Source organism: Paenibacillus amylolyticus (genome assembly GCF_051136285.1).
In the GTDB taxonomy this organism is placed as follows: Bacteria; Bacillota; Bacilli; order Paenibacillales; family Paenibacillaceae; genus Paenibacillus; species Paenibacillus amylolyticus_F.
In genome coordinates this window covers 2787098-2809474 of the sequence record NZ_CP194938.1, presented here as the reverse complement: position 1 = coordinate 2809474, position 22377 = coordinate 2787098, and the positions used below count along the sequence as shown (strand labels likewise).

16 protein-coding genes are annotated in these 22377 nt (G+C 47.4%); 12 read left to right on the top strand and 4 right to left on the bottom strand.

Going from position 1 to position 22377, the window contains the following annotated elements; genetic code table 11:
- Positions 1 to 21 precede the first annotated feature (21 nt).
- From ACR8BL_RS12345 to ACR8BL_RS12335, 3 genes are all read left to right on the top strand, one after another.
- Positions 22 to 1029: a glycosyltransferase gene (locus tag ACR8BL_RS12345; protein WP_434752876.1), complete on the top strand. Its 1008-nt coding sequence runs from the start codon at positions 22 to 24 to the stop codon at positions 1027 to 1029.
- Between the two features lie 89 nt (positions 1030 to 1118).
- Positions 1119 to 2471, top strand: coding sequence for a glycosyltransferase (locus tag ACR8BL_RS12340; protein ID WP_434752875.1), 1353 nt, complete (start codon positions 1119 to 1121; stop codon positions 2469 to 2471).
- Between the two features lie 91 nt (positions 2472 to 2562).
- Positions 2563 to 3141 (top strand): DUF4256 domain-containing protein, encoded by a 579-nt coding sequence (locus tag ACR8BL_RS12335; protein ID WP_434752874.1) that lies wholly within the window; start codon positions 2563 to 2565, stop codon positions 3139 to 3141.
- A gap of 101 nt (positions 3142 to 3242) precedes the next feature.
- Here ACR8BL_RS12335 and ACR8BL_RS12330 read toward each other — a convergent pair whose 3' ends face one another.
- Positions 3243 to 4094 carry a MerR family transcriptional regulator gene (locus ACR8BL_RS12330; RefSeq protein WP_434752873.1) on the bottom strand — a complete coding sequence of 284 codons (852 nt, stop codon included), beginning with the start codon at positions 4092 to 4094 and terminating at the stop codon, positions 3243 to 3245.
- A 131-nt stretch (positions 4095 to 4225) separates the two neighbouring features.
- Here ACR8BL_RS12330 and ACR8BL_RS12325 point away from each other — a divergent pair, with 131 nt between their 5' ends.
- Both ACR8BL_RS12325 and ACR8BL_RS12320 read left to right on the top strand, forming a co-directional pair.
- Entirely contained in the window at positions 4226 to 5962 is a 1737-nt protein-coding gene (locus ACR8BL_RS12325; protein ID WP_434752872.1) for an ABC transporter ATP-binding protein, read from the top strand.
- Positions 5955 to 7772: an ABC transporter ATP-binding protein gene (locus tag ACR8BL_RS12320; RefSeq protein ID WP_434752871.1), complete on the top strand. Its 1818-nt coding sequence runs from the start codon at positions 5955 to 5957 to the stop codon at positions 7770 to 7772. Before ACR8BL_RS12325 ends, ACR8BL_RS12320 begins: the two co-directional genes overlap by 8 nt.
- A 191-nt stretch (positions 7773 to 7963) precedes the next feature.
- Here the strand turns inward: ACR8BL_RS12320 and ACR8BL_RS12315 are convergent, their stop codons facing one another.
- Complete coding sequence (locus ACR8BL_RS12315; protein WP_434752870.1) at positions 7964 to 9499, bottom strand: carboxylesterase/lipase family protein; 1536 nt, start codon at positions 9497 to 9499, stop codon at positions 7964 to 7966.
- Between the two features lie 200 nt (positions 9500 to 9699).
- On the opposite strand from ACR8BL_RS12315, the gene ACR8BL_RS12310 reads away from it, so the two are divergent.
- Positions 9700 to 10515 carry an AraC family transcriptional regulator gene (locus ACR8BL_RS12310; RefSeq protein ID WP_434752869.1) on the top strand — a complete coding sequence of 272 codons (816 nt, stop codon included), beginning with the start codon at positions 9700 to 9702 and terminating at the stop codon, positions 10513 to 10515.
- A 340-nt stretch (positions 10516 to 10855) separates the two neighbouring features.
- Here the strand turns inward: ACR8BL_RS12310 and ACR8BL_RS12305 are convergent, their stop codons facing one another.
- Positions 10856 to 12025: a glycoside hydrolase family 27 protein gene (locus ACR8BL_RS12305; RefSeq protein ID WP_434752868.1), complete on the bottom strand. Its 1170-nt coding sequence runs from the start codon at positions 12023 to 12025 to the stop codon at positions 10856 to 10858.
- Positions 12026 to 12299: 274 nt separating this feature from the next.
- Between ACR8BL_RS12305 and ACR8BL_RS12300 the strand changes: the two genes are divergently transcribed.
- Positions 12300 to 13472: a DUF4317 domain-containing protein gene (locus ACR8BL_RS12300; RefSeq protein WP_434752867.1), complete on the top strand. Its 1173-nt coding sequence runs from the start codon at positions 12300 to 12302 to the stop codon at positions 13470 to 13472.
- Between the two features lie 100 nt (positions 13473 to 13572).
- Here the strand turns inward: ACR8BL_RS12300 and ACR8BL_RS12295 are convergent, their stop codons facing one another.
- Positions 13573 to 14547: a helix-turn-helix domain-containing protein gene (locus tag ACR8BL_RS12295; protein WP_434752866.1), complete on the bottom strand. Its 975-nt coding sequence runs from the start codon at positions 14545 to 14547 to the stop codon at positions 13573 to 13575.
- A 177-nt stretch (positions 14548 to 14724) separates the two neighbouring features.
- Here ACR8BL_RS12295 and ACR8BL_RS12290 point away from each other — a divergent pair, with 177 nt between their 5' ends.
- From ACR8BL_RS12290 to ACR8BL_RS12270, 5 genes are all read left to right on the top strand, one after another.
- The gene (locus ACR8BL_RS12290) at positions 14725 to 15744 is read left to right on the top strand and encodes a glycoside hydrolase family 88/105 protein (RefSeq protein WP_434752865.1); all 1020 of its coding nucleotides are present in this window, start codon (positions 14725 to 14727) and stop codon (positions 15742 to 15744) included.
- A 16-nt stretch (positions 15745 to 15760) separates the two neighbouring features.
- Positions 15761 to 17935 (top strand): 1,3-beta-galactosyl-N-acetylhexosamine phosphorylase, encoded by a 2175-nt coding sequence (gene gnpA / locus ACR8BL_RS12285; RefSeq protein WP_434752864.1) that lies wholly within the window; start codon positions 15761 to 15763, stop codon positions 17933 to 17935.
- Positions 17936 to 18142: 207 nt separating this feature from the next.
- Positions 18143 to 18850 (top strand): DNA alkylation repair protein, encoded by a 708-nt coding sequence (locus tag ACR8BL_RS12280; RefSeq protein WP_434752863.1) that lies wholly within the window; start codon positions 18143 to 18145, stop codon positions 18848 to 18850.
- Between the two features lie 82 nt (positions 18851 to 18932).
- Positions 18933 to 20735: a histidine kinase gene (locus tag ACR8BL_RS12275; protein WP_434752862.1), complete on the top strand. Its 1803-nt coding sequence runs from the start codon at positions 18933 to 18935 to the stop codon at positions 20733 to 20735.
- Between the two features lie 11 nt (positions 20736 to 20746).
- Positions 20747 to 22348, top strand: a complete 1602-nt coding sequence (locus ACR8BL_RS12270) for a response regulator transcription factor (protein ID WP_434752861.1) — start codon at positions 20747 to 20749, stop codon at positions 22346 to 22348.
- The last annotated feature ends 29 nt before the right edge of the window (positions 22349 to 22377 follow it).

Sequence of the window (22377 nt, the reverse complement as noted above, 5' to 3'; positions counted from 1 at the left end):
CCTTGGAAAGGGGAAATATCGATGAAGGTACTCGTTGTCTCACGTGGAAACGGGTTTGGACATGCAAAGCGTGATCTGCTTGTGGCGAAACGGCTTATGCAGTTAAATCATGAGGTTATTATTGCGTCTTATTCCTCCGGATTTCAATATTTACAGAGGGTATACTCAGGTCATCTGATCAATCTGGAACTGCCTTCCGCTGGTAGTAGTGCTGAGCGAACCTGGAAGTTGCTGGACTTAATTCATCAGACACAACCTGATGGCATTGTGGTAGATGAAGAGCTTCTTTTATTACCACTCGCCAAAAGTCTGGGTATTCCCACCTGCTTCATCACCAATTGGTTAGAGGATGAACAGGAGATGCTCGGTTATCTGCAAATGGCGGATCAAATTGCGATTGTGGATCAGCAGGAGCACTGGATGTTTCCGACAGCGGACTCGATTCGGGAGAAGTTGCATTTTGTTGGCCCGGTGGTTGAAGTGCCTGAACGGACAGCGGCGAAGGTGAAAAAGATTGTCATCACGTCAGGCTCAGCGACGATTGTGGACGTCCCTTTTTTCAAAAAAGCGATAGCGGATCTGAAGAATGAAACGGATTATATCAAGCTGGTGTACAGCGGCACATTGACAAAATCATTGCAGCGACTCGGGGATGAAACGACACAGTTTATTGCCGACCCGGGATCTTTTATGGACGAAGTGAGAGACAGCTCGCTGGTGGTGTGCAGGGGTGGTCATACTACTTTGTGGGAATTGGCTTCACTAGGAATACCTGCTATTGCGGTTCCCCGCCGGGAAGAAGTGAATCCCAGCAATATTGTGTATGCTCGGCAGATGGGAGAGAGGGGTTATATCCGGTGGCTGGAGGAGTCCGAGATGGATCAGGGGCGGATTGCTGCGTATGCGAGTGAGATTTTGCGGGGGCAGTCACAGCTTCAAACGTATGCATACGATGGTACAGCACTGGATCATCTGACCTCTTGTATTTTGGAAAGTTTTTCACTTCAGCTTGTGGAGAAGCCATTATGAACGTGGCGGTCATCATCCCGGTGTACGGCAAACCGGATGTGTTGCACCAGACCAGGGGATCGTTCAAGTTCAGGAAGGAGGCATATTAGATGACCAAGGGAGTCACCGTCATCATTCCTACATATAATCACTCCGATTTGTTAGAGCGCACGCTTGTATGCCTGAAGCATCAGGAAGCGGACACATCATTATTTGAGGTCATTGTATGTGATGACGGGTCAAGTGATCATACGAAGGATGTCGCCTGTTCCTTTGAAGACGATCTGGATCTGAGATACTGTTACCAGAAGGATTTGGGGTTTCGGGCAGGGACAGCACGGAACATGGGGCTGCATCTGGCTAAACATGAGATATGTGTATACCTGGATACCGGCGTACTGATCGGTGCGGATCTGATCCTTAATGTCATTCAATTTCATCAATGTCACGAACATACGGTTGGACTCGGCACGGTTCATGGCATGAATCAAAAGGATCACGAGCAACCGCTCGCCAAATACTTGCAATCCATTGCTTCCTCGGAGCATCCTGAAGCCTGTTTGCGGAATCCGATGCTGAAGGCTTATCCTGACTCCAGACAATTGCGGTTTGATTTTTATGAAAATGATCTGGATCGCAGTTCTGCCCCGTGGACGATGTTTTGGACAAGCATGGTTTCGGCGGAGACCCATCTGCTGAGACAAGTGGGCGGATTCGATGAGTCGTTCCACGGCTGGGGGCACGAGGATCTGGAGCTAGGTTACCGTCTCTGGAGGGCAGGATTTCATTTTCGGGCAGACCCTTCACTCCGTGCCTTACATTTGCCACATGAGCAGTTTAATCCGGTAGAGATGACTAGCCGAAAGAATCATCTGCACTTTGTGAAGTTGCATCAGGAACTTCCGGTGGAGCTGTCCTATGTGAATCAAAACTTTATTTATGATATGGTGCTTGCACAGTTTAATGTTGCGGATCAACACCTGCCGCAAGATTACGATGATCTTGATCGGGCCCTGCTTGGTTTGCAAGAAGAAGGCAGACATTTGGCAGTCGGGTATATCACTCCAGCGTTTGCAGACAGGTTGAATATCACCGATGTATTTGCATGTAATCAGAAGAATACCGAGATTATGCGCACACAGAGACCAGACGTTCATACGGCCTACAAAGCAGGGTTTGTCAATTTTTGTGAGGAAGATACGTACGAAACGGCAATCGTTACGGATATCTGGAAAGTCATTCCGCTTACACTGTTAATCGTGTTTCTGGATGAGATGCTGCGGATTGCCAAACGAGTGTATCTGCTGGATACAGCGGGTGTACAGCTCGAAAATCTACCTATTGTAGGGGAGCAGCTACCAACTGGATTTCATGCTGAGTCTCTTGGGGGCACGAGCAAGACAGCGGTGTTTGGCATAACCCGGCTGGCTCAGAAGCTGGATGCCGAGGTAAACAACCTGTGAACGGGACAGGTTGTTTTTCATTTTTATTTTCAATACAATCAGTAGGATCAGTGTAATACAAATTCCGATGATGAACCGGGGGAGAATGAGGATGACAACGAACTCCATTGAAAATGAAAAAGAACTGTCACCGGAACAACGTGATGAATTGTTCAAGGCATTAAAGACCCGTTTTGAAAAGAATATGAGTCGTCATCCCGATCTGGAATGGGCTAACGTAGAGGCTAAACTGGAAGCGCACCCGGACAAACTATGGTCACTGCACGAGATGGAGAAAACCGGCGGCGAACCGGATGTTGTGGAGTTTGATAATGAGACAGGTGAATATATCTTTGTAGACTGCTCAGCAGAGAGCCCGAAGGGCCGTCGCAGTGTCTGTTATGATCAGGCCGCACTGGATGCTCGCAAAGAGAATAAACCCAAGCACAGCGCGGTTCAGATGTGCATCGAGATGGGCATTGAGCTTTTGAATGAAACCCAGTATCGGGAGTTACAGCAGCTAGGAAATTTTGATCTGAAAACTTCCAGCTGGGTGGTGACACCTGAGAATATTAGACAGCGCGGTGGAGCTATTTTTTGCGACCGCCGTTATGATACCGTGTTTATGTACCATAATGGTGCAGAGTCTTATTACGCTGCAAGAGGTTTTCGCGGTTTGTTAAGGGTATAAATGAAATCCAGATTGAAGTAGGTCAGACGAAATAGAACAGTCCCAACAGTAAAAAAAGGAACGATTCGGCAGGCTGCGAATGGTTCCTTCTTTGATTTGAATTAAGCTAAGTTAAGTCGGGTTATATCTTCATTGTTGCTGGGCTCCTCAATATGCACCATAACCCGAACCAGATAATCCTCTGCGTGCTGCAAAACAATCTCATCCTGCATGTAATCCTCGTAAGCATCGCCTTTAATGACATACTGTTTCTTTTCTATATAATCAAAGATTTTTGGGAAAAACTTCTCGGTATCTCCATAGTCGGCTCTGGCATAAGACACCAGATAAAATCCCTCCGGCATATACGCCTGTTCATGATGCTCTGTGGTCATATAGCTGTACATATGAGAGATCATATCGCCATCCTTGCGCAGTAGATCCGCTTTGGGAATGATGACGCCGCCGGGATAACCGAGTGGTGCATGTTCCTTGTTCAAACGCACTCGAAAATCCTCCCATAGTTCCTCAGGAAACTCCTTTTTGGATGAGTAGATGCGGCGGCTCAGCAGCAAGGGGGCTTTAGGTTGCCAGATGACATGCATTTGGCTGGTGTCCAGGTGCATGGATTGCTCTATATTTTCCGCACGCTGAATAATCATTTGTTTCGCCTGAGTCAGTTTGGCAATCTGCAGCTGCAGATTTTCCTCCTGTTTACGCAACAGTTGAAGGGTGGTTTCCGGAGAACGCTCACCGAGATGCTGTTGAATTTCCTCCAGGGACATGCCCAGCTCTTTGAAAATATGAATAACACCGATCGTTTCAAACTGGCTGTGGCTGTAATAGCGATAACCGTTATCCGCCACATAAGCAGGTTTGAACAGACCAATGCGGTCGTAGTAAATGAGGGTTTTGCGCGAAATCTCGGACAGCTTGGAAAAAGCGCTAATGGACAACATTTCATTGGGATGCATACGTACCTCCAGGTCCAAAAAAGGTGATTGACTGTATAGTTACTATACAGTTTATAATACATCTGTTCTGATCGACGGTCTACTTTTTAGATCACAGATCAGGGCGTTTATTTTAGATGAGGAGAATGCTTATGGTCAGGAAATTACTGCAAAGTGTACGCGAATATAAAAAGGATACGTGGCTGACGCCCTTGTTTTTGCTAGGTGAAGTGGCCATGGAAGTCATAATTCCGCTGTTTATGGCTGAACTGATCGACCAGGGGATTACGGGGGGCCAGATGAATCAGGTGACCAAGTACGGCTTGATTCTGGTGTTGTTTGCCCTGGTGTCTCTGGTCTTTGGAGCGCTGGCAGGTAAGCATTCTGCGATTGCGATGTCGGGGTTCGGAAAAAACTTGCGTTACGACCTGTTCCGTCATGTGCAGCAGCTGTCGTATTCCAATATGGATAAATTCTCAACCTCAGGGATCGTCACCAGGCTGACTACGGATATTACGCATGTGCAAAATGCATTTCTGATGATTATCCGGATTGCCTTCCGCAGCCCGGTGATGATGATCTTTGCAACGATTATGACGTATCGCATCAGCCCGGCTATCGCAACGTGGTTCATGATTGTTATACCCGTGCTGGCGATTGGCATGATGCTCATCATGAAGTATTCTTTTCCGATATTTGAGCGTGCCTTTGGCAGTTATGATGATCTGAATAAAGTTGTGCAGGAAAATGTACGCGGCATTCGGGTCGTGAAATCGTATGTGCGTGAAGAGCGAGAGGTATCCAAGTTTCAGGCCGTATCCCTGCGGATATTTGCACAGATGGCTAAGGCAGAACGCATTCTGTCGTATGAACTTCCACTGATGCAAATTGTGCTGTATGCCGTGATGCTGATGATCTCATGGATTGGCGCCAAACTGGTTGTGGGTGGAAACATGACTACCGGGGAGCTTACGAGTGTATTCGCGTATTCCATGCAAATTCTAATGAGTTTGATGACCCTGGGCATTGTTGTCATTATGGTTGCCATTGCTCGCGCTTCGGCGGGACGGATTAATGAACTGTTAAGTGAACAGCCCGATATCACCAGCCCCGAATCGCCAGTTACAGAGCTGCACAGTGGAGAGATTGAATTCCGCAATGTGTCCTTCCGTTACTCAGGCAAAGCCGAGAATTATGCCCTGTCTGGCATCAATCTGCGAATGGCTTCGGGACAGACGATTGGTATTATTGGAGCTGCGGGCAGTGCAAAATCCACCTTGGTGCAACTGATTCCACGTCTGTATGATGCCAGTGAGGGTGAAGTCCTTGTCAGTGGAGTCAATGTGAAGGAATACGATCTAAGTTTGCTTCGCAGCCAGGTCGCGATGGTATTGCAAAAAAACGTCCTGTTTGAAGGCACGATTAAGGAGAACCTGCGTTGGGGCAACGAATATGCGACCGATGAAGAATTGATTGAAGCGTGCAAAGCGGCGCAGGCACATGAGTTTATTTCCACCTTTCCGGATGGATATGATACGCATTTGGCGCAAGGCGGTACGAACGTTTCGGGAGGTCAGAAGCAGAGATTATGTATTGCCAGAGCTTTGCTCAAAAAACCGAAGATTCTGATTCTGGACGATTCCACCAGCGCTGTAGATACACGGACCGACGCGTTAATCCGCTACGTTTTCAAGGAAAGCATACCGGATACAACCAAAATTATTATTGCCCAGCGTATTGCATCTGTTGAAGATGCAGATCGGATTCTTGTGCTGGATGAAGGCAAGATGGTAGATATCGGAACCCATCAGGAACTGCTGGGCCGAAATACAATTTATCAAGAAGCTTATTATACACAGACGAAAGGCGGTGAAGCACTGGATGGATAACATGAATTATGGTCAGACGATAAAACGTCTGTTAGCCTACTTTAAATATTACAAATTCAGAACCGCATTGGCGCTGATCCTGGTTCTGGTTAGTTCCGCTGTCTCTGTCGCTTCAGCTGCCTTTCTGCGAGTGCTGATTGACGACTTTATTACACCGTTGCTCGGGAATCAGAATCCAGTGTTTGACGCCTTGTTACAGGCATTAATCATTCTGGCTGTAATCTACGCTGCTGGAGTCATCAGTACATTTGTCTCGAAACGGCTGATGATTACCGTCTCACAGCAGATTATGAAAAGGATTCGTGACCGCTTATTCGAACATATGCAGAAGTTACCGATTAAATATTTTGACCGTAAAGCCCACGGGGATATTATGAGTCATTACACAAACGACGTGGATACGCTGAATATGATGTTGACGGATGGATTGCCACAGCTGTTGTCCACTGCCGTGACGGTTGTGGTCGTTCTCGGTACGATGTTGTATCTGGATGTGCCATTAACCATCGTGGTTGTGCTAGGTGCACTTGCCATGCTCTGGATTACCAAAGTCGTGGGTACTAAGGCAACCGAGCACTTCTTCAAGCAGCAGGAATCAATCGGTGTGGTGGATGGATATATCGAGGAGATTATTCATGGGCAGAAAGTGGTGCAGGTATTCGGTCGCGAGCAAAAAGCGATGGAACAATTTGCCCGCCTGAATGATGGATTATTTGACGACTCAGCGACAGCTAACAAATATTCGAATATCCTTATGCCAATCAATGCAAATCTGGCTACATTAATCTACGTGCTTGTGGCCATTGCAGGCGGAGCTATGTCAATCTCGGGTTGGAACACCGGTCTGAGTCTGGGAATTATTGCAGCTTTTCTGAGTTTATCCCGTAATTTCACAATGCCCATTGCCGAAATTTCCTCGCAGGTCAGCATGTTTGTCGTAGCTCTTGCAGGGGCTCAGCGGATATTTAACATGATGGATGAACAGCCTGAAGCAGATAAAGGCCGTGTGACCTTGGAGAAAAATCAGGATCAGGCCGGATGGGTCTGGAAACTGGAGGACGGAACAAGTGTTGTTCTGAAAGGCAAAGTGGAGTTTAAAGACGTCAGTTTTACGTACGACGGAAAGAAACAAGTGCTTCAGAATATTGCGTTATATGCCATGCCCGGACAGAAACTCGCGTTCGTAGGTGCAACGGGTGCGGGCAAGACAACCGTAGCCAACCTGCTCAATCGTTTCTACGATATTACAGAAGGTGAGATCATCTATGATGGCATTAACATTCAGCGTATTCGAAAAGCAGATTTGCGGCGTTCTCTGGGAATTGTCCTGCAAGATACCCATCTGTTCTCGGGTACGGTAGCTGAGAATATTCGATACGGAAGGCTGGAGGCCAGTGACGATGAGGTGATGCAGGCTGCGAAACTGTCGTATGCGGCGAGTTTTATTGAACGTTTGCCTGACGGGTATGAGACCCGGCTGGATGGCAACGGCAATGGACTGTCACAGGGGCAGAGTCAACTGCTGGCGATTGCCAGAGCAGCGATTGCCAATCCGCCGGTCATGATTCTGGATGAAGCTACTTCATCCATCGATACACGTACCGAAGCGCTGGTTCAGAAGGGCATGGATAATCTGATGCAGGGCAGAACGGTATTTGTCATTGCACACCGTTTATCCACCGTGCGGAATTCTGATGCCATTATGGTCATGGAACATGGGCACATCAAGGAACGTGGGGACCACAAACAGCTGCTAGCGGCGAAAGGTACGTATTATCAATTGTATACTGGAGCTTTTGAGTGGGATTGATGGGACTGATTTAGAGAGTAATCGCAAAACAGCAAAATAGTAAAATAGAAATAGACAAGACCAAAAGAGCCGTGCATATTGCATGGCTCTTTTTTGTAGGATAGATACTTGCTGAAGGAAGAAGCAGATATACGTTTAAGACGGATGCTCTGATGTTTGTTCAAGAACCGATGTGGTGTACATCGTCTGCATCAAACGACAGGTTCATTCTGCTTTTTAAAATACTGCTCAATGATCAATTCAAGCACAGGTTCCGGTACTGCACGCTGCAGCTGGGCCAGATCACCAAATTCCATGCGATACGGTTGCTCGGTACTGCTCGGAATCCAGTAGGGTAGAGGTTTACCGGTGGAATCCAAGCCATTAGGATCACCTGTCGCAATGAAATTCGATAGATAATTACACATCTGGCGTGCCAGATCATAATGTTTACCCGTGAAAGGGCGCCAGCATTTAGCAAGCGTTTCGAAAAAGAACCACAGATCGACGGAATGGAACGTGCCTGGCTGATCCCAGCCTGGAATCTCTGCGTCAAAATTATAATAATAGAGCGGTGTCTCTGACGGATGATTACTATTCGAGCGGATCACAAGCTGAATCGCATGCTCAATCATACGCACAGAAGCTCGCTGCAAGGCATGATCCAGATCGCCAGTATCGGCTTCACATCGCTGCAAAAAGGCAGGGGCCTCCTCGCCAAACAGTTCAATCGCCATCTGTTTCAGTTCCTCCACACTGCTTACCGCAGGTTTGGTCCAGAACTCGGAGGACGTGTGTCCAAGCATGACGGGAACGAGTTCACGTTTATGCTGCATGAAGCGGGTGAATGGATCACCTACGCAGAACTGTTCATCAATGACCGTTCCCCAGAAGCTTCGATATTCCAGGATTTTATCCCGTAAAGTGACGGCATCCAGCTGCCTTGCTTCATCCAGTGAAGATACGCCTAGAAAACGGAAAAATTCAACGCCTTTCTGCTCGGCATCCCGCAGTGTGCTGCGAACAGCGGGTACAGGTACATTTGGATATAACTCTGTTGCCATACCGCTCATGATGACAGCTCGCTGAAATAGGCCTTTGTTTTGTGGAGAGGTCATTTGACTAAGAACACTGCCACCGCCAGCAGACTGTCCCCCAATTGTAATTTGATCTGGGTCACCGCCGAACGCAGCAATATTACGCTTCACCCACGCTGTTCCTGCCTGCTGATCCAGATGTCCAAAGTTTGCCGGTGCATGTGGTGACTCCGCACTGATCTCTGGATGGCACAGGAAACCAAATGCATTCAAGCGGTAATTGATGGTCACGACCACAATGCCTCTGCGTGCAATACGCTCACCGTCAAATTCCATCTCCGCGGTGTGACCGACTTGGAGTCCACCACCGAAATACCAGACAAAGACAGGCAGCTTCTCATCCGTTCGTTTGGCAGGTGTCCATACATTTAAATACAGACAATCTTCATTCATCGGCAGGTCGGGATCAACAGCCCATTCCCTTGTATAGATGTTATTATCGTCGATCACGGTTGGCGCTTGCAGGGAGATTGGCGCAAAATCAAAGGCTTGCAGGACGCCTTCCCAATCGAATGCGGGCTGCGGCGCACGCCAGCGGTTTTGACCTACCGGGGGAGCAGCGAACGGGATACCTTTGAAGCTTGTAATACGAGGGTCTGCGGCAGGCAGTCCCTGAACTTGACCATTTTCGACCGTAACAGTTCTAAGCAACACAACATTCTCCTCTCTGAATTGAACATCGTTAATGTATGTCGATCCATGATGTTTGGTTGCGCTTACATATCTGCTGGGTGATGTGCCCTCTGTCTCTATCATAAGCAACTTGGATCGTTGTTTCCAGCATCGAAATTAAACCAATAACCCCTCATAATGATATATAATGACTGTTATCACAAATGGAGGTGCTGGATGTGAACTCGTTATGGCGAGACGGAAGCAGGGCGAGCCAGGTTTATTTTATCAGCGGCGGACATAAACCGGTCAATCTTCACCAATGGGGCCCAGGCGTGCGTGACGTCTATGCACTGCATTTTATCATTCGAGGGCAGGGCACACTGGAAACCGGAGGCAAGCATTATCAGCTGGGTGCCGGAGAGAGTTTTATCATTTTTCCGCAAAAAGAAATCTATTACTACCCTGACCCATCTGACCCGTGGGAGTATGTATGGATCGAGTTCAACGGACGAGACGCAGGGCGAATCGTAGATTTGACACAACTATCGGTTCAGCATCCTGTACTGCGAGTTGCACCAGAAACGATGGCACCATGGTTTCATCTGGGCTGGAATGCAGGCGCATCAACAAGTGAAGTATTAAGAGCCGATGCACGTTTGCAGCTGTTATTGTCCTATTACATGGAATTTTTCCCGAGCGAGAAGCAGACAGAAACCAGAGATGAGGTATGGATGGCGAAAACCTATATTGAGCAAAATTACTGGAAATCGTCCTTAACGGTTGCAGAGATTGTGCAGGCCGTAAATCTGGAGCGAAGTTACCTGTTCCGCAAGTTCAAGGAGGCCACGGGTGAATCGGTATCAACGTACATAACGGCATGCCGCATCCGGCGCGCCCGCGAGCTGCTGAAGTCATCCCAATTGTCCATTCAATCGGTAGCGTATTCGGTGGGATATAATGATCCGTTGTATTTTTCCAGAGTATTCAAAAAGGCAACATCACATACGCCATCAGCCTACATGATGTTGCACCAGAAACAAGCAAAACATTAGGATAAGATAGCTTCGTATCAGTACGCGAGTGAGTCGCTACGACGCTAACAGCGTTTGAAAGGTTATTCTGTCATCGGAGTGGACTGTGTAAAATCTTTCGTTCAGCTTATATAGTAAGACAGATTACAGATCGGGTTTAGCGAAAAAGAGCGCAGTTCCCCGACTCGCGGAAGTACCGAATCAGCTTTTCAATCGGCTCCCGCCCGCAATTCAGCTTCACCCCAAGACAATCAATGCAGACATATTGCTGGGCTGTTCGCGAGACTAATTTCAGATAGATGCCGACATCGTCGGAAGTGAGCGGAACCTGACAGGTTGTGCACAGCCGGCTTTGCGCCATTTATTTCACCAGCTTGGCCCGTACAATCAGACAATCATGAGCCGCCACTACGGGCGCATAACGTTCGCGGAATACACCCAGTTCTTTATGCTCCCAGCAGTCATAGAGGGACAGAGAGTAACCTGATGCGTAAGGCAGCCCCATATCCCAGAATTGCAGGGACAGTTCGCGCTGGCTGTCGCTCAGATTGAAGAAACCAATCGCCAGATCACCGTCCGTAAGCACCTTCACCAGCATGAATACATCATCAGTATGGAACCATTGCGGCTCGGGTTTGATGCGGTAAGCTCCGCGTGCCTCTGCATCCTGATTGATGGCAAGCAGATCCGGGTTCAGCAAAATGTCCTTGGTGACCTGATTGGCTTTGCGCACATCACATCCGATCATGAGGGGGGAACCCATCATCGACCAGAGGGAGAAATGGGTTTTGTATTCAATATCGTTGCAGCCGCCGATACTGCCGATAAAGTCATTGTTACTGCCGCCGTACATACCGACAATGAGCATATCCATGTCGTTGTGGCAGAAGGAACCCGTATAGCTTTGTTTTCCGAGCTGTGAAAGGGCCAGTTCTTTGACCGAATCCCAGTTGTCGCGGATATCTCCGGTGGAACGGTACATATGTGCACCTGATTCACGAATCCATTCATAGACATTGTCCTCTCCCCAGTTGCAGGCGGAGAAAAGAATATCACGGCCGCAGTTTTTGAGCGCAAGACTCATGCGTTTGTAGAGCAGCTCACCAGAGATATGACGTGGCTTGAAGCAGTAGTCATATTTTAAATAATCCACGCCCCACTCGGCGAATAATGCTGCATCCTGAAATTCATGCTCGAAGCTGCCCGGATAACCGGCACAAGTATGGGTACCCACACAAGAGTACATGCCAAACTTCAGACCTTTGTCGTGGATATAATCTGCAAGCGCCTTCATTCCACTCGGGAATTTGGCAGGGTCTACGACAAGATTGCCACCCGCATCCCGTTCCTTCAGGCTCCAGCAATCATCAATAACAATATACTCATATCCCGCATCCCGATATCCCTCCGTTACAAAGACATCGGCGACATCCCGAATCAGCTGTTCATTGATATCCCATGTAAACGTATTCCATGAATTCCAGCCCAACGCAGGGGCAAATCCCATTAATGCATTTGTGTTAGCGCTCATGATTTGGCTCGCTTCCTTCCTCGTCCTGTTTTTTTGAAAATAACGTAATGCCATCTTTTCCATGCTTTAAATAGGGGATTAATTATCATAAATAACTATCATGAACTTACCGTATTAAGGGCGTTTCAACCATAGCCTCACGTTGCTTGGACATGGACAGATGTTGTTTAGTGAGTCGCACAAAATCGTCAATAACAAACCTCCTTCTGGCGAAGCTTTTTTTTATCGTTTATACTTGTAAAGCCAATTTACTTGAGGAGTTGTCTAACGAATCATGAATAAAAAAGAAGTCGCGCACATTCGCAAACAATTCAAGCTGGATCACGACCTGCTGAATATTTACGACATCCTGAATGTCTATATTACGAAAGAAACCAATGAAGTTTATCACTGGGAACGCCACCCGTTTGAACTGGTGGATCGGGAGAAACAAGAGTTATACATGGGCAATTTCAAAAAACTGCTTACAGGTGAACTCGATCAGAAACTGTTCGAACTGAAATTCCAGGAAGAAGCGGAGGAGCCGGCACAGGTCATGCTTCACCAAGCGCTGGTTACGGGTGACCCGGATGAGTGGCAGGATCTTATGCTCACACTCGTGGAGCGTATGTTGGCCGATGCAAAATATGAACGGGATATGGTCGTTACGTTTATCAAAGGGCAGTATTATCTGCCAACCCAAGCGAGAAATGAAGCAACGGAGGAAAGCGAGAAAAATGAGGTATTTGCTCATCCCTTCATCCTGTGCAGCATGAATTCCACGGAGAAACAGCGGAAGACGATGCTGTTTGATTATGTGGAAAGGGAATTCAAATACAACATTATCGTTGATCCGATCATCAAATTGAGTACGCCTGAGCAGGGATTCCTGTATCCAAGCGTGACGGACAACTATTCGGATGTAAACCGTGTGCTGTACTGCACCGGTAAATCCAATTTCCCTGATCCTCATTTTGTAGAAAATGTGCTCAATGGTGAGCGTTCCGTAACGGCACTGGAGGAGCGGGCGATATTTGAAGATATCGTCAAAGAGATAACGGGTGAGCAGATGGATGCCACCACGCTGGCCCATGTGTATGAAGAGATTAACCGGGTCATTGAAGTGAACGAGGAATCACATGAGGAAGAGCCACCTAAACTGGATTATAAAGATGTGGAACGTCTGCTTACGGCCAGCGGCGTAGAAGAACTGACCACCGAGAAGGTGGAGCGTGCTTTTGAGACGATCGTAGACAATAAAAACTATGAGCTTAAGGCAAACAGTGTGATGCCAAAGTACACTTCCAAGTCCATCAAAATTGATACCAAGGTGGCTACCATCTCGATCAGTCCACAAGATCTCAAATATGTGAGACAAGTCAACTATCAGGGAAGACGCTGTATTATGATTGAAGTGGATGAAGATGCGGTGATTGAAGGATTCACGCTGGCTACGGAGAATCTGTAAAAATCATTTGAATTATACGGAGCAGAGGATTAAATGAAACAAAAATAAACGTTCAAAAAGCCCGGAAGTCATTAATGACTTTCGGGCTTTTTAATGCACATTAGACCCAGCCTGTAAATGCCAGAATGGATGCTTTGGCAGATTGGGCTTCCATATGAGCCCCTGTCCGCCATGCCTTCGGTGACTGGCCTATTAATCTGGCGAAACAGCGGTTGAAGCTGGAGATGGACCTGAAACCGACCTGCTCGGAGATCGAGAGCACGGAGGCATCGGTACTTTTTAACCGTTTGCAGGCCTCTTCTACACGTGTGCTGTTCAGGAAATCAAGCGGTGTCGTGCCCATAATCTCTTGAAATTTACGGCGAAAATGGGTGGTGCTCAGATGACATAACTCTGCAAGCTCGTCAATCGTCACCGGCATCATATAACTTCTCGTGATAAACTCCAGGGCCGGAGATATAACGAGATCATGCTGACGACTCTGAAGCTCCGTTTCTTGTGGCTGTTCCAGCTCCTGATTTAGATTTCGGCTATGGCTGTTCTCATCGCTCGATTGAATACGCAGCAATTCGATATACAACGACATTAACAACCCGTATGCACTTTCCCGGTAGAAAGGGGACTGCTGCTGGATTTCTTCCACAATCGATGTTGCCAGCGTATATACCTTAGGATATTGATCTTTATGTAACACACAACGGCTTGCTTGAATTGCGCGCAGATTCAGTTCCATGGTGGTCTGCGGCGTTTTTAATGAATGTTGAAACAACTTTTCTGGTGAAAAAAAGAGATAAGCCCACCTGCTTGCCGTATTAGGTGAACTGTAGGTGGTATGGGGCAGATAACGAGGAAGAAATGTAACGTCTCCGGCTCGGAAAGGAACACGTTCTCCTTTAATCTCCATCACACCTCCATCCGAATAACAGATGCCGATCTCCATATGGTTATGGAAATGCAGATGTTTACTCTTGATATCAGAGATTTTCCAGCGCTCCCCGCTGAGCAGTAGAACGGGAAAATCAATGGGCAAGCTATAGTGACGGTATTCAATGACAGGTTTCTTCGGTTTGGGCATGTTCGGCTGCTCCCATTCGTCGGATTATAAATGATTGAAATTGCGCAGTTTTGTTGCGAATATGCTTAGATGCAAACTATTTTACTGCGTACAATGAAATAAGTAAAGCGTTTACATCACAGGGCGGTCACTTCTTGTACTCAATCGGAGAAGTGTGCGTATGAGAGGGGAATATCAATGCTGCAAGTGAAGTACGACCGTGAACATATTTTAAAAGTGATTCAGAACGTAACGAGCAAAACACTGGATATGGATCTGACCTGGGATTGGCCGTGCGGTGTAGCCTATTACGGGGTATCGAGAGCCTATCAAACGACAGGGGATCAGGAGATCCTGGATAGGTTGGTGAAGTGGACGGATGAATATATGGAGCTGGGTTTGCCTAGCTGGACGGTGAATACCTGTGCGATGGGGCATGTGCTGATCACGTTATACGAAGAGACCGAGGAGCAGAAGTATTGGGATATCGTCATGAGCAAAGTGGATTATCTGCAAAATCATGCACTCCGCTTTGGCGACCGCGTGTTGCAGCACACGGTGTCGACATCGAATGATTTTCCCGAACAGGCTTGGGCCGATACGCTGTTTATGGCTGCCTTTTTCCTGCTCCGGGTGGGCAGCAAGCTGAAAGATGAAGCGATGATTCAAGATGCCCTGAATCAGTATTACTGGCATATCAAATACCTCCAAGATCCCGGCACAGGCTTGTGGTACCACGGTTATAACAACCTAAACAAGGACCACATGTCCGGATTTTACTGGGGACGGGCGAATACGTGGGGCGCTTACACGATGTCACAAGTGAAACCGCAGCTTAAAGAGTGGTACTTGTATCCACAATGTATGGACGTAGAGTGTTCCTTGCGTGATCAGCTTGCGGCGCTCAAGTTGCTGCAGACGGAGAACGGCTTGTGGCGTACCGTGCTGGATGATCCAGAATCGTATGAGGAAGTTTCCGCGTCGTGCGGTATTGCCGCAGCTATGATCAATAACGGCAACCCGTTGCATACGAAATATGTGCAAAAGGCTCTGCAAGGTGTTTTGAGCCATATCAGTGAAGACGGGCGTGTGTTAGGAGTATCCGGTGGAACGGCTGTGATGAAGGATCGGGATGGGTACCGTAACATTCCGAAGGATTGGAGCCAAGGTTGGGGGCAAGGACTGGCACTCGCATTTCTGTCAGACATGTTGAGATAAGGGGGAGGGAACTGAATTGCCGAAAACAACCAAAGGCTCTTTCACTTTACCGGGAGAATCGGGTTACGAAGCGTTAACGCTGGAACTGGCCGAACGGTGGGGAGCGGATGTCATCCGTGACAGTGACGGGACAAAGTTGTCAGATGAGATCATTCAGGCAGGTTACGGCATTTATTCGACCATCTGTATCATCAGGGATCATAATGAGTGGGCATCGAGGAATTCCGATAAGCTGCAGCAATGTTTTTTGGTTACCCAGCCAAAGATAGCTGTGCAGGATTATATCTCCATCTATCTGATGGAGGACTTTTTTACCGAGCAGTTCAGAGTGAACGATTCGAAGGAAGCGCTGAAGTATTGGCAGGTGTACGATCGAACGACGGGGCAGGAAGTGCCGAGAAACCAGTGGAACTACGAAAGGGAATCCGGGAACGTGGTCCTTACCGGCATTACGCCTTGGCATAAATACACGGTAAGTTTCATGGTTTATCGCATCTGGGAAGAGATCTCCATGTATAACCATACGACCAACCACTGGGACAAAGAGCACCTGATGCAGATCGACCCGATCTATGCGGACACGCAGGCCTACCTGCTGGATTGGATGGAAAAGTGGTGTGTCGCTCACCCGGAAACAACGGTTGTTCGATTTACATCGCTTTTCTATAATTTTGCCTGGATCTGGGGCAGTGATGAGCGGAACCGCCATCTGTTCTCGGACTGGGGTTCATATGATTTCACAGTGAGTTCAAGAGGGCTCGATTTATTTGCTGAAAAATATGGCTATGTACTCACAGCAGAGGATTTTGTGAATGGCGGGAAATACCAGGTCAGCCATATGCCTGCGGGGCAGCGTAAGCTGGATTGGATGGCGTTTATCAATGATTTTGTCATTGATTTTGGCCAAAAACTGATCGATATCGTGCATCAACATGGCAAGCTGGCCTATGTATTTTACGATGATAGCTGGGTGGGCATGGAGCCGTACAATGATCGCTTTGAAGAGTTTGGCTTCGATGGCATGATCAAATGTGTCTTCTCCGGATATGAGGCAAGAATGTGCTCAGGCATCAAAGTGGATACACATGAGATTCGTCTTCACCCGTATCTGTTTCCTGTTGGTCTCGGCGGATTGCCAACGTTTAAGGAAGGCGGAAATCCAACGCTGGATGCCAAAAACTACTGGATTAACATCCGGCGAGCGTTGCTGCGTGAGAAAATCGACCGGATTGGCCTGGGTGGATACCTGCATTTGGTAGAGCCTTATCCTGATTTTGTGGAATATATCGAGAAGGTCGCGGATGAGTTCAGGGAGATCAAAGAGCTGCATCAGGCCGGTAAGCCGGTTCAGCTTCAGACCCGGGTAGCGGTGCTCCATAGCTGGGGCGGATTGAGATCGTGGACGTTGTCGGGACATTTCCATGAGACGTATATGCATGATTTGATTCATGTGAATGAGGCGTTATCCGGGCTGCCGGTAGACGTACGGTTCATTGATTTTGAAGATATTTGCCAGGGTGTGCTGAACGAGGTGGATGTGGTCATTAACGCCGGAATAGCTGGGTCGGCATGGAGCGGCGGCGAGCATTGGCACGACACGGCATGTGTGGATCTGCTTACTCGTTGGGTACACGAAGGTGGCACGTTCATCGGCATTAACCAGCCGTCGGCGGTGGAAGGCTATGATACTTTTTTTCGGATGGCTCATGTGCTTGGGGTTGATGAGGACATAGGTGCGCGCGTGGTGCATGGAAAATGGGCCTATGATGTGCAGGATCGGCATGATCTTATGCCGGAAGGTGCGGTATTGGCAGGCAAGCCGCAACTCTATCTGACGGATGGAGCGGCTGAGGTGGTGCAGGAGACAGAAGGCAACATTGCGTTGTCTGTACATGCTTTTGGCAAAGGAAAGGGAATCTATATGTCTTCGTTCGAATTCAACTGGGCGAATGCAAGACTGTTGCTGAATCTGATCCGCTTTGCGGGTAATGAGCAGCACAACGCCAAGTATATTACGGATAATGTGTATACGGAGTGTGCGTATTATCCCGAGAGGGGCAAGCTGGTTGTCATCAATAATAGTGATCAGGCACAGATGACAACGATTGACACGGAGCATGGGATGCAGACGCTGCATATCGCTCCATTTGATACGGTCATCACTCGAATCGGGGCGCAGGCATCGGTGTAACATCAGCTACTTTCCAGGTTGTTCTGTTATCGAAGTGTCTGTGAAAATGATTAGTTTAACACAAGAAAGCTCAAAGCACGCAGCACATACGCTGCAAGCTTTGAGCTTTTTGTTGTGCTAACACATTTTACGTTGAGTACCATACGTTGCATGTATGGACATACCGTCTCATGTGCTAGACTGATAAAAAGCAAAGGAGCTGCTCACATGAATATAAACGAGGTTATGCAAGAACTTGAGGCTTTGGGCAAGGAACGCACAAAAAAGATTTATCTGTCCAACGGTGCGCGTGAACCCTTGTTTGGTGTTGCTACAGGAGCCATGAAGCCGATGGCGAAGCTTATTAAGAAAAATCAGCCGCTTGCTGAGCAGCTATACGCAACAGGAAACTATGATGCGATGTATTTTGCAGGCGTTATCGCTGAACCGAAAGTGATGACTCATGCCGATTTTGATCGCTGGATGGATACGGCGTATTTCTACATGGTGTCCGATTATGTCGTTGCTGTGACGTTGGCGGAGACGGATATTGCCCAGGACGTTGCGGACACCTGGATTGCCAGCGGGGAAGAGCTGAGAATGTCCGGCGGATGGAGTTGTTACTGCTGGCTTTTGGGCAGTCGCAAGGATACCGAGTTTGAGGAAGATAAACTTAGACAGATGCTTGAGCAGGTGGAACAAACGATTCACACCGCTCCCGAACGAGCCCAAATAGCCATGAATCTTTTCATCTACACGGTAGCTATGTCTTATGTTCCGCTGCATGAGCTGGCCGTAGAAACCGCTAAAAGAGTTGGTCCACTTGAAGTAGGCAAAGACAAGCCGAAAAGCAAGCTACTGAGTGCCTCCGACAATATTCAGAAGGCGCTGGATCGCAATCAGCTTGGTTTTAAACGCAAATATGTAAGATGTTAACCCGAAACGTGTATTCCATTATCACCATGGCTCGTTATAATGGTGATAATGGAATACACGGGTGGGGGAGACAACAGCGGACATGAAACGCAAATTGAACTGTAAGCGTATTCAGTTACTGGATGATTGGAGTCTTAGAACGAAGTTATACATATTGTTTATTTTTTGTGTACTGGTTCCCGTACTGGCAACCAATGCAGTGTTTTACCAAAGCATCAAGGGACAGATCGAAGCCAAAGAGCAGAGCCGGATCAATGAAATGCAACAGCGGATTCGCTTTAATCTGCGGAACAGCCTGGACAACAGCTTGTATGTATCCAATTTTTTATACACGGACGCCACGCTGAACCGGTTTATGGAGTCCAAATACCGCAATCAGGAAGATTATTATTTTGCATACTATGATATGCTGAGCGGCAACAACCTGGTTCGATATTATTACAGTTACCAGCAAGTGAATCAGGTGACGTTTTATGTGGACAACGATACGTTCGTGAATGGTGGCAATTTCATCAAGCTGAACGATGACATCCGCAAGAGTGAATGGTATCAGGCACTAATGAATACGGATGATCAGATGATGATCTATTCCTATTTTGACAAGCAGCAGGCAGAGATGTCGCAGAGTCAAGGTGGTCGTAAGGTTAGCATTATTCGTAAGCTTAATTATTTTGGGAAACAGCAAGTAGAGAAAGTGTTGAAGGTAGACCTCGACTACGCCTTTATTAACAAGTCATTCAAAAATGAGGGAGCTGGCGGGAAAATATATATCGTTTCGAATGACCGGATTATTTTCTCCAATGATGCACAGATGAATCAGGCGCGAAAGCCGTTTCACCTGATGTCGAGTATGGTGAAGGATGCTGGGCAATCCGCAGAATTGATCCCGGTAGTATCGGAAAATTGGCAAATTATCGTGCGTGGAGAGAAGCTTGATTTTCTCACAGAGATCGTTGATTCCAGATTTAATCTGATGCTGCTGATTATTCTTAATCTGCTGGTGCCGACACTGCTCATCTGGCTGATCTCCAGATCCCTCGTTCACAGAGTAGGCCGGATTGCCAAACATCTGGATCAGGTTAAACAGGAGCAATTCGAGGTCATTGCGGAACCCGCTGGCAAGGATGAGATTGGTAGTCTGACCCATAGCTACAACATGATGGTCATTAAGATCAAAAACCTGATCGAGATTGTCTTTAAAGGGCAGGTGGAACGGCAGGCGTTAGAGCTTTCGAAGAAACAAGCTGAATTAAAGGCGCTCCAGAGCCAGGTCAATCCACATTTTATGTTTAACACCCTTGAAACGATCCGCATGCGCAGTCTGATCAAGGATGAACATGAAACCTCTGACATTATTCAGAAGCTGGCACTGTTGTTACGGCAAACGATTAATTGGGGCAACGATCTCGTTACCATTCAGGATGAGATTCGTTTTGTTGAGAGTTATCTGGTGATTCAGCAATACCGCTTTGGAGAGAAGCTTCAATTCGTTATTAACGTTGAGGATGCAAAGATTTGGGAAATCAAGATTCCGAAGCTGACCGTACTAACATTTGTAGAGAATGCTTGTATTCATGGTATTGAGGGCAGTTTGAATGATGGTGTGGTGGAAGTAGAGTTCCAGAAGAAGAACGATCAATTGTACATCCTCATCCAAGATACCGGGGTCGGCATGGAGCATGATAAGCTGACTATGCTTCGCAGTATGCTGCTTGATCCGAGTATGGAACGGCTTAGCGAGCTGAGCAGTATTGGGGTGATGAATGCTTATATCCGGCTCCGAATGTATTTTGATGAAACTGTGCAGGTGGACATTGACAGTGAAAGGTACAAGGGGACTACGATTCGAATACAGATCCCGCTTGTACAAGCATCTCAGGGATAAGGAGCGAGGATATGATCAACGTGATGATTGTGGACGATGAGCCATTTATTCGCCAAGGACTTCTATTGTTGATCGATTGGAACGCGCTTGGATTTCAAATTTGTGGTCAGGCTTCAAACGGGGTGCAGGCGCTCGATTGTATCCGTACAATGAAGCCTGATCTTGTCATATCCGACATTAAAATGCCGGAAATGGATGGTATGCAGCTGGCCAAGATTGTATATGAAGAGTACGGCGACGAGATAAAAATGGTACTGCTCAGCGGGTTCTATGAGTTTGAATACGCCAAACAAGCGATCAAGTATCAGGTGAACGATTATATACTTAAACCGATTGTCAAAGACGAGTTGTTGCAAGTACTGGAGGCATTCAGAGACTCCTTTTTGGAGAGAACGGAAGAGAAGCGGCATCAGGAAAAACAGGAACAGATCGTACTCACTCAGCATGTGCAATCCATTTTGCTTGGAACGGCGGATCAAGAGACCCTTGACCATGTGCGGGTTCATTACGGGGATGCAACGAAATTACGATGTTTGATGATTGAAACGGAGTCGGAGCGCGAACAGCAGCAAGCCGATTGGTGTCTGCAGGTGGAAGTTAGCGTAAATCGGAATCACGCAGGACATGTCCTGAAATCCTTCACAGGGGAGAAAAACAGGGTGCTGCATATTGTAACCGACCTGTTGCTGAAGCGTGAGGCATTATCCCTCGAACAATATGTCACGCGGCTTTATAACGAGTTAGGCCGAATACAGAGTGCAGCGATTGCGATCTATGCGGGTAAAGAAGTTAGCAGATTGGACGAACTCCATGAGTCCTACTACTCCTGCGGAAAGATCAAAAGTTTTCGTTTCTTTAGCGCATACGGGCCAATCTACTATTTTGAGCATATGGACACAAGTGTGTTTATCAATCAGCCCGCCGGGCGGGAAAAACAACTTTTCGACGGACTGATTCAAGCCATAGAGGAGCAACGAATTGAGGATGTGCGTGGTCATGCGCAGGCCATCTTTCAATTTTTTCTGGAGCAGCGCATCGAGCCGAGCATCGTAGGCATTCATCTTCATTATTTGGCTTACACGTTGCTTGGGCTGGTGAACAGGGACAATTCGGATCTGAATTCAGATGAGCAATGGATGCAGTCGACGTTTCTTCAGGAGAACTATGCCATGCTGTCTATGGAGGAGAATATTGAGAATCTGTGCGAGTTTTCATATACATGTGCGGAGAAGTTGAAGGAGCGGCAGAAGTGGAACGCGATGGGGGTATTGGCCCGAGTCGAGGCGTATATTCATGAGCACTATATGGAAAATATCAGCCTGAAGCTTCTCGGAGAGCATTTTTTCATGAACAGTGCGTATCTGGGTCAGATATTCAAAAAGCATTACGGTGTGAGTTTCAGTGATTACCTGAATCAGATTCGGATCGAAGAGGCCACCCGGCTGCTACGCAGAACGGATTACAGAGTGTATGAGATTGCAGCGATGGTGGGATATCGGGATTCGGATTATTTTATTAACCGGTTCGAAAAAATCAGAGGTGAGACCCCAGCCCAATATCGAAAAAGGGCCCAAGCGATGCATACTTCGGATTCTTCATCCTGCACTCCTTGAGGGGGAGCAGGATTTTTTGCATATCTGGA

Coding starts and splice junctions, on each gene's coding strand:
- ACR8BL_RS12305 (WP_434752868.1), bottom strand. CDS start 12,025: ATGAGCGCTAACACAAATGCATTAATGGGATTTGCCCCTGCGTTGGGC.
- ACR8BL_RS12280 (WP_434752863.1), top strand. CDS start 18,143: ATGAATATAAACGAGGTTATGCAAGAACTTGAGGCTTTGGGCAAGGAA.
- ACR8BL_RS12345 (WP_434752876.1), top strand. CDS start 22: ATGAAGGTACTCGTTGTCTCACGTGGAAACGGGTTTGGACATGCAAAG.
- ACR8BL_RS12340 (WP_434752875.1), top strand. CDS start 1,119: ATGACCAAGGGAGTCACCGTCATCATTCCTACATATAATCACTCCGAT.
- ACR8BL_RS12290 (WP_434752865.1), top strand. CDS start 14,725: ATGCTGCAAGTGAAGTACGACCGTGAACATATTTTAAAAGTGATTCAG.
- ACR8BL_RS12330 (WP_434752873.1), bottom strand. CDS start 4,094: ATGCATCCCAATGAAATGTTGTCCATTAGCGCTTTTTCCAAGCTGTCC.
- ACR8BL_RS12300 (WP_434752867.1), top strand. CDS start 12,300: ATGAATAAAAAAGAAGTCGCGCACATTCGCAAACAATTCAAGCTGGAT.
- ACR8BL_RS12275 (WP_434752862.1), top strand. CDS start 18,933: ATGAAACGCAAATTGAACTGTAAGCGTATTCAGTTACTGGATGATTGG.
- ACR8BL_RS12325 (WP_434752872.1), top strand. CDS start 4,226: ATGGTCAGGAAATTACTGCAAAGTGTACGCGAATATAAAAAGGATACG.
- ACR8BL_RS12270 (WP_434752861.1), top strand. CDS start 20,747: ATGATCAACGTGATGATTGTGGACGATGAGCCATTTATTCGCCAAGGA.
- ACR8BL_RS12320 (WP_434752871.1), top strand. CDS start 5,955: ATGGATAACATGAATTATGGTCAGACGATAAAACGTCTGTTAGCCTAC.
- ACR8BL_RS12295 (WP_434752866.1), bottom strand. CDS start 14,547: ATGCCCAAACCGAAGAAACCTGTCATTGAATACCGTCACTATAGCTTG.
- ACR8BL_RS12335 (WP_434752874.1), top strand. CDS start 2,563: ATGACAACGAACTCCATTGAAAATGAAAAAGAACTGTCACCGGAACAA.